Source organism: Nocardia sp. NPDC004860, from assembly GCF_040609015.1.
GTDB lineage: Bacteria > Actinomycetota > Actinomycetes > Mycobacteriales > Mycobacteriaceae > Nocardia.
Genome location: NZ_JBEXJI010000060.1, coordinates 1 through 10,545, shown reverse-complemented (window position 1 = coordinate 10,545; position 10,545 = coordinate 1). Strand labels below are relative to the sequence as shown.

The 10,545-nt window shown below is 63.7% G+C and carries 13 protein-coding genes and 1 pseudogene; all 14 read left to right on the top strand.

What is annotated here, in order from left to right; translation table 11 throughout:
- The first annotated feature begins 639 nt into the window (after window positions 1–639).
- Window positions 640–1,362, top strand: a complete 723-nt coding sequence (locus ABZV44_RS45380; RefSeq protein ID WP_354851570.1) for a hypothetical protein — start codon at window positions 640–642, stop codon at window positions 1,360–1,362.
- Window positions 1,363–1,394: 32 nt separating this feature from the next.
- A complete protein-coding gene (locus tag ABZV44_RS45375) occupies window positions 1,395–2,891 on the top strand; it encodes a YHS domain-containing protein (RefSeq protein WP_354851568.1) in 1,497 nt (498 codons plus the stop codon).
- Window positions 2,892–2,901: 10 nt separating this feature from the next.
- Window positions 2,902–3,156: a toluene-4-monooxygenase system B family protein gene (locus ABZV44_RS45370; RefSeq protein ID WP_354851565.1), complete on the top strand. Its 255-nt coding sequence runs from the start codon at window positions 2,902–2,904 to the stop codon at window positions 3,154–3,156.
- Between the two features lie 8 nt (window positions 3,157–3,164).
- Window positions 3,165–3,473, top strand: a complete 309-nt coding sequence (locus ABZV44_RS45365; RefSeq protein WP_354851563.1) for an MmoB/DmpM family protein — start codon at window positions 3,165–3,167, stop codon at window positions 3,471–3,473.
- A 17-nt stretch (window positions 3,474–3,490) separates the two neighbouring features.
- The gene (locus ABZV44_RS45360) at window positions 3,491–4,480 is read left to right on the top strand and encodes a toluene monooxygenase (RefSeq protein WP_354851560.1); all 990 of its coding nucleotides are present in this window, start codon (window positions 3,491–3,493) and stop codon (window positions 4,478–4,480) included.
- 1 nt (window position 4,481) lies between these two features.
- Window positions 4,482–4,742 (top strand): annotated as a pseudogene (locus ABZV44_RS45355) (2Fe-2S iron-sulfur cluster binding domain-containing protein); the annotation flags it as partial.
- A 93-nt stretch (window positions 4,743–4,835) separates the two neighbouring features.
- Entirely contained in the window at window positions 4,836–5,531 is a 696-nt protein-coding gene (locus ABZV44_RS45350; protein WP_354851573.1) for an FAD-binding oxidoreductase, read from the top strand.
- Window positions 5,532–5,546: 15 nt separating this feature from the next.
- Window positions 5,547–5,882, top strand: a complete 336-nt coding sequence (locus ABZV44_RS45345; protein WP_354851557.1) for a Rieske 2Fe-2S domain-containing protein — start codon at window positions 5,547–5,549, stop codon at window positions 5,880–5,882.
- A 26-nt stretch (window positions 5,883–5,908) separates the two neighbouring features.
- On the top strand, window positions 5,909–6,124 hold the full coding sequence (locus ABZV44_RS45340; RefSeq protein WP_354851555.1) for a tautomerase family protein: 216 nt from the start codon (window positions 5,909–5,911) through the stop codon (window positions 6,122–6,124).
- A gap of 34 nt (window positions 6,125–6,158) precedes the next feature.
- Window positions 6,159–6,893 carry a 5-oxoprolinase subunit PxpA gene (locus ABZV44_RS45335; protein ID WP_354851552.1) on the top strand — a complete coding sequence of 245 codons (735 nt, stop codon included), beginning with the start codon at window positions 6,159–6,161 and terminating at the stop codon, window positions 6,891–6,893.
- Window positions 6,894–6,952: 59 nt separating this feature from the next.
- On the top strand, window positions 6,953–7,198 hold the full coding sequence (locus ABZV44_RS45330; RefSeq protein ID WP_354851549.1) for an acetyl-CoA carboxylase: 246 nt from the start codon (window positions 6,953–6,955) through the stop codon (window positions 7,196–7,198).
- A gap of 3 nt (window positions 7,199–7,201) precedes the next feature.
- Window positions 7,202–8,572, top strand: a complete 1,371-nt coding sequence (locus ABZV44_RS45325) for an acetyl-CoA carboxylase biotin carboxylase subunit (RefSeq protein WP_354851546.1) — start codon at window positions 7,202–7,204, stop codon at window positions 8,570–8,572.
- On the top strand, window positions 8,565–9,479 hold the full coding sequence (locus ABZV44_RS45320) for a carboxyltransferase domain-containing protein (protein WP_354851543.1): 915 nt from the start codon (window positions 8,565–8,567) through the stop codon (window positions 9,477–9,479). Before ABZV44_RS45325 ends, ABZV44_RS45320 begins: the two co-directional genes overlap by 8 nt.
- Complete coding sequence (locus ABZV44_RS45315; RefSeq protein WP_354851540.1) at window positions 9,469–10,440, top strand: biotin-dependent carboxyltransferase family protein; 972 nt, start codon at window positions 9,469–9,471, stop codon at window positions 10,438–10,440. Before ABZV44_RS45320 ends, ABZV44_RS45315 begins: the two co-directional genes overlap by 11 nt.
- Window positions 10,441–10,545 lie beyond the last annotated feature (105 nt).

The following is a 10,545-nucleotide window of genomic DNA, read 5'->3' as shown; positions in this document are numbered from 1 at the left end:
GTTCGGCGCGTTCGTGGTCACCGTCGTGGCGGTGGAGGTGCCCAGGCGTTTTCGGCGGCGCCGCTGCGGCACTCGTAGTCCCTCCTCGCGCCAGATACCCCGGGCAACCAGATCGCCACGGATCCCAATGCGGCGCTGCGTGATTGGCTCCGCGACTGGGCGAAAAACCATCCACGGCAGGGTTTCCGCCGCGCGTATCACGACGCCCGCGGCTAGGGCTGGAGGGTCAACCACAAGAAGATCCAACGCTGGAGGTCAACGAACGGTTCGCCTGCCGGGTCACCGGGCAGCACCGAAGTATGTCGCCATGGTCTTCGAGCCTTCCTGCCCACTTCGTGGGCTGCAAGGCTCTCACACGCCCCGGACCGAAATCATGGGGTCAGGTCACTACCCCTGCAGCAGTCCCTACGCGCCCTGGTCGGGTGCCTCATGGCGAGAGCGCCAGGTTGATTCACGCATGTGCGCTGTGTCGGAAATAGCCACGAAACACAGAACGTCAACTTCGGGGTTGTTTGTGCATCTTGGACAACACATGCGCTCAATTTATCCAGTGCGGGCAGGTCGCTTTCCTCGCGAATGGCAGAGAGTGTTACCTCACACCAAGAAAACGTGACTCGCCACACACTTCGCGGAGGAATGATGTCCCAACCAGCAGGCAGCGCACTGCACGCCCCGCAGCTCATTGCCAATAGTCAAATGCTATATCTGGTGTGGGTTCCCGCGGACCCCGACGCCGTCAAGAAGCGGGTACCGGCTGGCCTGACTCCGAAAGAGTCGGGTGATGTGTTCATGAACCAGTACCTGGTGGCGGACCCCCAGCAGACGTCCAGCGGCGCCGACGCTGTCGACTCTTTCGGCGCGTACTCGCTCACCTATCTGGGCGCGGACCTTATCGGCCTCGACACCGAGGCCGGCACTCCTGGGCGCTGGTGGACCCACTACTTCAACAGCAGCGAACCGATGGCCCGCTATGCCGCCGAACGCGGCGTACCGGCCTCCTCCGGTGAGACCACGCTCAAGATCACCCCGACCTCGGTCGTGGCCACCACGTTCATCGACGGTACGCCGACGATCCGCACCACTGTGCGGATCGATGAGTCGCAACGGACCCGCAGCACGGGTCAGTTGCGCTACATCACCCGTGGTCAGGACGGCGGCTTCGTGAGCGGCCGCTATCCCTTCGTCATGGATTCTGCGGGAGGTTTCGTCGTCGAGTCGCTGGAGTTCCTGGATCCGTCATCGGACGTGTATGCGTTGCGTCCGGCCGATCCACTGGAGGTCACCTTCGGCTTCTACTCACCCAACATCACCTTCTGTTATCCGGGCGGGGAAGGCCCCCTCGGAAGCTTCCACGGCAGCTGACCGACGAGCACATCGAAAAGAAGGATTCAATAATGGCACTTCTCGAACGCAAGGCCTGGTACGACCTGGCTCGGACGACCGAATGGACGCCGTCCTACATCACCGAGGACGAGCTCTTTCCGCCGGAGCTGTCCGGCGGTGAGGGCATCCCGGCCGAGGTCTGGGCGACCTACGACGAACCGTACAAGGTCTCGTACCGCGAGTACGTCGATGTGCAGCGGCAGAAGGACGAGGGCGCGTATTCGGTGAAGGCGGCTCTCGAGCGCGCCGACCTGTACAACAAGGCCGATCCGGGCTGGATCAACATCCTCAAGGAGCATTACGCGGCCGTCGCGCTGGTCGAGTACGGAGCCTCGCTCCAGGAGGCCCGCTTCGTCCGCTGGAGCAAGGCTCCCGGGATGCGGAACATGGCGACGTTCGGAATGCTCGACGAAATGCGGCATGGGCAGATCCAGCTGTTCTTCCCGCACGAATATGTGGGCAAGGACCGGCAGTTCGACTGGTCGCACCAGACGATGTGGTCCAACAACTGGGTGGCACTGGGTGCTCGCCACTACTTCGACGACATCATGATGACCCGTGACGCGGTGACGACCTCGATCTATGCGAACTTCGCGTTCGAGACCGGATTCACCAATCTGCAGTTCATCGGACTGTCCGGTGACGCGGCCAATGCCGGCGACTTCACCTTCTCGAAGCTGATCCAGTCGATCCAGTCCGACGAGGCGCGCCACGCCCAGCTCGGAACCCCGCTGTTGCAGATGCTGATCGAGAACGGTCAGAAGGACAAGGCGCAGAACCACATCGACGTCTCGTTCTGGCGTTCCTACCGGCTGTTCACCATCCTGTCGGGCATTCCCATGGACTACTACGTGCCGCTGGACGTGCGGGAGAGCTCCTTCAAGGAGTTCATGCAGGAATGGATCGTCACGCAGTTCATCAAGTCGATCGAGGACCTTGGCCTCAAGAAGCCCTGGTACTGGGACATTTTCATGGCCGACCTCGACGAACACCACCACGGCCAGCAACTCGGAACCTATTCGTGGCGCCCTACCTTGTGGTGGAACCCGGCCGCCGGTGTCAGCCCCGAGGAGCGGGACTGGCTCGAGGAGAAGTACCCCGGCTGGAACGACACCTTCGGCAAGGTCTGGGATGTCCTGATCGACAACTTCACCCACGGTCGCACGGAGAAGACCGTGCCGGGAACTCTGCCGATGGTATGCAACGTGTCCCAGCTGCCCATCGTGGGTACGCCAGGCAAGTCCCTCAAGGACATCTCCCTCGTTCATGACGGCCGCAAGTACCACTTCGCCTCCGAGGTCGACAAATGGATCTTCACCGAGGATCCCGAACGCTACCGCCACCACAAGAACCTGATCGACCGGTTCCTCGGCGGGGATATCCAGCCCCCGAACCTCGATGGAGTCCTCGAGTACATGGGCCTCGGCGTGATCGGCCCTGGTGGCGATGACGCGCACGGCTTCGCGTGGCTCGACAAGTACCGCGAAGCGATCCCGACCGCCAGCTAGGAGCAGACAGATGGCGCCCTTCCCCGTTTCCTCGCACTTCCACGGTGACTTCGTGCTCAAGCTCGTGGCCGCGGACACCGAGTTCACCATGGATCAGCTCGCTGCCGCGGCCGCCGAGCACTCGGTCGGAATCCATGTTCCGGACCAGCCCGGCAAGACCATCCGCGCTCGCGCCCAGGGGGCCGATGAGCCCTTCCCGCGCGAGATGCGGATCTCCGATTCCGGTCTCGAGCCGACGGACACCGTCGAGTTCTACTTCGAGTGAGGCAGCAAATGAGCATCGAAACCCCCATCGCCGACCCTGTCGGACCTGTCGTACAGGCCGGAGAGCTGGCGGAGGCAGTCGCTGAAGCGGCTGCGATCGACAATGCCGGCCAGCGTGTCGACGTGCGCAATCGCGGCTCGTATGTCCGCATCGAGGTGGACGGAGGCGAATGCGTCCTACGCCGGGCCACGATCGAGGAGCAGCTCGGCCGCCCGTTCCAGATGCACGAGCTTGAGATCAGCATGCCGTCGTTCGTCGGCCGCATCGAAACCAGCACCGAATACGTGCGCTTCTTCCTGGCACACAAGGCCAGCTGACGACTTCGAGGAGAATCATGACCGAGGCAACGATGAAGCCGCTGAAAACGTGGAGCCACCTCGCCAAGCGTCGGCGTCGGCCCAGCGAGTACGAGATCGTTTCCACCAACCTGCTGTGGCACACCCGTGACAAGTCGGAGCCCTGGGATGTCGCACACCAGGGGGTGATGGCGGACTGGTACCGGCACTACCGCAACGAAAGCCCCGTCCAGCACGACGATTTCGACGGCTTCCGGGACCCCGACGAGCTGGTCTACCGCACCTACAATATCCTGCAGGACGGCCAGGAGAACTACGTCGAAGGACTTCTCGATCAGCACAACGACGAGGAGCACGACAAGAGCCTGGACACGGAGTGGGTGAACAGTCTCGCGGTGCGCTACGCCCCCGGGCGATACCTGCTGCACACGGTGCAGATGGCCAGCGCCTACCTGGTGCATATGGCGCCCGCCAGCACTATCTGCAACTGCGCGGCCTTCCAATCCGCCGATCAGCTGCGCTGGCTTTCCAACATCGCCTACCGTACCGCCGAGCTAGCACACTCCCATCCGTCGGCGGGATTCGGCGAGAACGAACGTCGGCTGTGGGAGGATCTGCCGCTCTGGCAGGGCTTCCGCGAGCTGATGGAGTCGGTGCTGGCCACGCGTGACTGGGCGGAAGCCTTCGTCGCACTCAATCTCGTGGCCAAGCCGGCGATCGACGAGGCGTTCTTCCGTCAGCAGAGCCTCAGCGCCCGGCGGCACGACGACATCCTGTTTGCCCTGCTCAGCGAAGCCGCCCTGCGGGACAGCGAGCGGTCGCGCCGCTGGACTGCCGAACTCGTGCGGTACCTGGCGCAGAATCCGGAGAACGTGCCTGCCATCAACGAATGGCTCGAGAAGTGGGTTCCGCTCGGTGAGTCCGCCATCTCGATCTTCTGTGCCGGCCTGGCCGACAATCCGGAAGCCGTCGACAACGCGATTGCCGGTACCCGCGCCTTCCGTGCACAGCTTCCGCTCGGAGCCTGAAATGTCGCTCGACGGCGGCCATGTGCGTCAGGACCGTGCCCATCTCGTGACGGTTTCCGGCGCACCCGCGTTCCCCTGTTCGGAGGGAGACACGCTGTTGCGTGCCGCTCTCCGGGCGGGGGTGCCCGCGAGCTACGAATGCAATAGCGGTGGGTGCGGGTCGTGCAAGTTCACATGTGATGGTGGTTCCTTCACCGTCCTGCAGGAGGACGCCCCCGGGCTGAGTGCCCGTGACCGACGTAAGGGTAGGCAGCTCGCCTGCCAGGTGATCCCGGACACCGATCTGTCCGTGGACATGAATATCGGCGCGGCCTGGCCGGTGGGCCATATACAACCGCGTCGGTTCAGCGCGGAGGTGATCACTAATCGCGCGCTCACCCATGATCTCATCGAGATCACGCTGCAGTCCGCCGAGGACGCCGATTTCCTCCCGGGACAGTTCGCCATGGTCAGCCTGGATGGCCCTTTCGGTGGCTCCGGTCACCACGAACGCGCCTACTCCATGTCGAATCTGGCCAACAGCGACGGAATCTGGCAGTTCCAGGTGAAGCGGGTCCCTGACGGCGCCGTTTCCGGGCGGGTCACTGAGCTTTCGGTCGGCAGCACCATCCACCTGGACGGTCCCTACGGGCACGCGCATCTGAAGGACACCACTCGCGACATCGTCTGTGTCGCTGGCGGCTCCGGGTTGGCGCCCATGGTCTCGGTGGCCCGTGGCTTGGCCGCCCGCGGTGATGCCGCAGAACGACGGCTGGACTTCATTTACGGTGTCCGGACCACTCGTGACCGCTGTGTGGAGGAGTTCGTCACCGAGGTCGCGGGCTCTGTCATGCGGACACGACTCATCGAGGTCTTGTCCGCGGCGGACGAGGCGTGGGACGGACTCAGGGGATACGTGCACGAGGCGCTGGCCCGGTACTCGCCGGGGGAACTGGCTGAGCGTGACATCTACGTCGCGGGCCCGCCGATGATGACCGACGCGGTGGTGCGGACCTTGGTGCTCGAGTGGCAGATCCCGGTGGACCAGATCCACTACGACCGATTCTTCTAGTCAAGGAGCAGAAGCATGGCATTCGAACGTGTTGCCTCGCTCGATGACCTGTGGGAGGGCGACATGGAGTCGTTCACCGTGGGTGATCAGGAAATCCTTCTCGCCCATCTCGACGGCGGCGAGATTATCGCCACCCAGGCGATCTGTCCGCACCAGCAGGTGGAACTGGTCGAGGGCGAGCTGGACGGCGCCAAGCTCACCTGCAGGTTGCACCTGTGGCAGTTCGACCTCAACACCTGCAAGGGCATCAACCCCGCCCACGCCGAACTGGCGCGCTACCCGGTCAAGGTCGACGGTGAGGACATCTACGTCGACCCGGCTGGTGACACGCCGAAGACCGCGCACTCTTAGATTCGATATCCGCAAGGAGATATTCCATGCCATTCGTGAGGATCGACTGGTTTCCTGGCCGAACGCTGGAACAGAAGCGTGAAATGATCGCCGTTCTCACTCCGGAGATCGCTCGCATTGCCAAGTGCAAGCCACAGACGATCAACTTCATCTTCACCGACGTCAGCCGCGAGGATTGGGGAAGAAACGGAAGCCTCTTCTGCGACGAGTACGAGTACGAGAACGACACCGAAGACGCCTGAGCGTCGTAAAGATTCAGACAGTAGGGAGAATTAGATGGTTTCGCTGAACTCCGATATGGGCGAATCCTTCGGCATCCACACCTTCGGCAATGACGACGCGTTGGTGCCTCTCGTCGACACCGTCAATATCGCCTGTGGGTTCCATGCCGGCGACCCGGTCAGCATCCACGAGTCGGTGAAGAAGAATCTCGCAGCCGGTGTCACTGTAGGAGCCCACCCGGGCCTGCCGGACCTGGTCGGTTTCGGCAGACGTGAGATGAAGCTGTTCCCGGACGAGGCCGCCGACATCGTGCGCTTCCAGGTGGGCGCACTCGTCGCCTTCCTCAAGGCCGAGGGCGGCGAACTCGACCACATCAAGACACACGGCTCGCTCTACGGGATGACTTCGCGGGATCCCGAACTGGCCCTGGCCGTCGCCGAGGTCGCCGCCGAATACAGCGTGCCGATCTTCGGAATTCCCAATTCCGAACACGAGAAGGCCGCCGCCGAGGTCGGAGTTCCTTTCGTAGCCGAATTCTATGTCGACCTCGGATACACTGCCGAAGGTGGCTTGATCGTCGCCCGACGCCCCCATGCCACTCCGGTCGACGAAGCGAAGAAGCGCGCGAATCAGGCGCTGACCGAAGGTCTCGCCACTGCCGTAACCGGTGAGCAGTTCCCGATCCGGGTGGATTCCATCTGCGTACATTCCGATACGCCCAATGCGGTCGAGATCGCCACGGTCGTGAGGGAGGTACTCGACGAACTCCAGCTCAGCATCGCGAAGTAGTAACGAATTCGCCGCAGCGTCGGCATATCCATCAAGAAGTTACAGAGAAAGGCACTTCCGTGAGTGGGCACAATGTTGCTACTCCTCTGCCCGGAGTGTTCTACCGATCCCCGGCTCCGGGTCAGCCGCCGTTCGTGGAGGTCGGCGATGCGGTGGCGGTCGGTCAGACCGTTGGGCTGGTCGAGATCATGAAGCAATTCAGCGAACTGAAGACCGACGTTGCGGGGACTCTGAAGTCCTTCGAGGTCGAAGACCACGGCACCCTGTCTCCGGGTGACGTGGTCGCTGTTGTCGAAAGCGAGTAGGCCGTGCGAAAATTGTTGATCGCCAACCGAGGCGAGATCGCGGTGCGCATCGCCCGCGCAGCCCGGGAACAGGGCATCGCCACCGTCGCCGTGTACAGCGAAGCCGACGCCGGAGCCGAACATGTGAAATCCGCAGACGAGGCAGTGCTGGTCGGGCCTCCGCCGGCGTCGGCCAGCTACCTGAACACCGAGAATCTGCTGCGGGCGATCACCGACTCCGGTGCCGACGCGGTACATCCGGGATACGGGTTTCTGTCCGAGAACGCTGAGTTCGCAGAAGCGGTGATCGATGCCGGCGTCGTCTGGGTGGGGCCGAGTCCGAGCGCTATTCGGGAGATGGGTGACAAGGTCGCCGCTCGCAAGAGCGCCCAGGCTGCCGGGGTCCCCACCGTGCCAGGGTCCGACGGCGCGGTCGCCGACGCAGACGAAGTACGCACCGTGATCGACCGCATCGGTTTCCCGGTTGCCATCAAAGCCGCCGCCGGCGGCGGCGGCCGCGGTATCCGGATCGTCGAGGCGGCAGCGGATCTGCCAGCAGCCATCTCGACCGCACAGGCGGAAGCACGTGCGGCCTTCGGCAGTGACGCGGTGTACCTCGAGCGCTTCGTTCCTCGGGCCCGTCACATCGAGGTACAGGTCTTCGGTGACGGTGAACGCGCAGTCCACCTGGGACTGCGTGACTGTTCGGTGCAGCGTCGACGTCAGAAAATCATCGAAGAGGCCGGTGAGCTGCGTCTGCCGGATTCGGCGGCACAGGGCATGTGCAATTCCGCGGTTGCGTTGACGGCCGCGGTGAACTACCGCGGCGCTGGAACTGTCGAGTATCTCTACGACGAGGTGCGCGGTGAGTACTACTTCATCGAGATGAACACGCGTATCCAGGTCGAGCACCCGGTCACCGAGATGGTGTACGGACAGGATCTGGTCGGCGAGCAGTTGCGAGTCGCCGCAGGGCAGCCGCTGTCGTTCACCCAGGAGGAGCTGCGACCGCGCGGGCATGCCATCGAGGTCCGGATCAACGCGGAGAATGCCGCGATGGGGTTCCTGCCCAGTCCGGGCACGATCGAGCGGCTTGATCTGCCGGGTGGTCCGTTCGTCCGTGTCGACAGCGGTATCACCTCCGGATCGGCCGTGGCGCCGTACTACGACTCCATGCTGGCCAAGGTCATCGTGTGGGGCATCGATCGGCCGACCGCGCTGGCGCGGCTGCTGCGTGCCCTCGGCGAGTTGAGGGTGGAAGGTGTTGTGACCACCGCGGAATTCGTGGAGTCGGTGCTGCGCACCCCCGAGTTCGGTGCCGGGGACTTCCACACAACCTGGCTTGAGCCGTGGATGGCCGAACGGGCCGCAGCCGAGGGGCACGCACATGTCTGAGGCGACTGTGACCGTGGCCGCCGAGCTCGGCGAATCCCGTTACTCCTGGGGTGCCGACGAGCACCTGGTGGTTCAGATCGCCGAGGAGATGACGCTCGCGGCGAATTTCCGGGTGATGGCCATCAGCTCCGGCCTCGCCGGAAAGAATCTCGCAGGTGTGCTCGACATCTGCCCGTCGAACGCCTCGCTGCTGGTCCGCTTCGATCCGGATGTGCTGGCCCCGGCCACGCTGGAGGCCAGCGTACGCGAGATCGAGGCGGAAGTGGCCGAGCAGGAGTCGCTGTCGATTACCACCCGGCTGATCGAGATTCCGGTCTGGTACGACGACCCGTACACCCACGAGGTGGGCGCGAAGTTCCGCGATCGGCACCAGCGCCCCGAGGGCAGCGACCTTGAGTACGCCATGGTCGAACTCGGGCTGGACTCGGTGGAGCAGTTCATCGAGCAGCATTCCGGCGCGCCGTGGCTGGTTTCCATGGTCGGATTCGTGGCCGGACTGCCGTTCATGTTCCAGATGGTCGACCGGGAGCGGCAGATCGAGCTGCCGAAGTATCTGCGCCCCAGGACTGAGACCCCCAAGCTGACCATCGGACACGGAGGGTGTTTCGCCTGCATCTACTCGGTGAAGGGTGCGGGTGGCTATCAGATGTTCGGCATCACGCCGTTGCCCATCTTCGACCCCGAGCAGCGGCACGAGGTGTTCTCCGATTCGATGGTGCTGTTCAGGCCCGGTGACATCGTCAAGTTCCGACCTGTCGGGGAAGCCGAGTACTCCGCGTTGGAGACGGCTGCTGCGCGTGGCGAAGACGTGTACCGCATCGAGCCGGTCGAGTTCGTTCTGGGTGATTTCCTGGCCGATCCCAACGGCTATAACACCCGACTGCTAGGAGTGCTCGATGGCCGTTGAGATCCTCGAACCCGGCCTCGCGACATCCGTGCAGGATCTGGGCCGCTCCGGTTCGTACAATGTCGGCATCCCACCGTCGGGAGCCCTCGATCAGTTCTCCGCTCGCGTGGCGAACTTGCTGGTGGGCAACAACGAAGGCGCGGCCGTCCTCGAATCGCCGTACCTGCCCCCGAAGCTCGTCTTCACCACCCCCACTGTTGTCGCGGTGACCGGTGCCGCGGCGGAGGTGAAGATCAACGGCGAGACCGCCGGCGCGTGGGAGGCGATCCGCGTCACGGAAGGCGATGAGCTGACGTTCGGATTCGTCACCTCCGGCGCACGTGTGTATATCGCGTTCGCGGGTGGCATCGATGTGCCCGAGGTACTCGGATCCCGGTCCACGTACTCGCTGGGCGCGCTCGGCGGATACCAGGGCCGCAATCTCCGTTCTGGAGATGTCCTCCCGATCGGTAAGGCAGCCGCGGAGTACGCGCCGCGAATCGTCCCGGACAAGCTGCGGCCGGTCTTCGGCAAGCAGGTGGAACTGCGAATCGTGTTGGGACTGTACGACTACCGTCTCACAGAGGAGGGGCTCGCGACCCTGTTGGACTCCGACTGGCAATTGACCCCGGTGGCCGACCGGACAGGATTCCGATACAGCGGTCCAAAGCTGTCCTTCAAGGACAGGATTCAGCCTTTCGGCGCCGGCTCGGACCCGTCGAACATCGTCGACGCGGGCTATCCGATCGGTTCGATTCAGGTTCCCAGCGGGTCGGAGCCGATCATCTTGCACCGTGATGCCGTATCCGGTGGCGGCTACGCCATGATGGGAACAGTGATCAGTACCGATTTGGATCTGGTCGGTCAGTGCGCTCCGGGCACCTCCACACGCCTGGTATCGGTCGATCTCGGCGCGGCGCTCGCTGCCCGCGCGGATCGCCAGCGCCGCCTCACAGCGGTCAGGACTGCGTTGATCGCCTGACTGACTCAGCGTGCGCCGACCGCGCTGGCGATCCGCGCGGGCAGCGAGCGCCGCGCCGAGATCGACCGATACCAGGCGTGTGGAGGTGCCCGGAGCGCACTGACC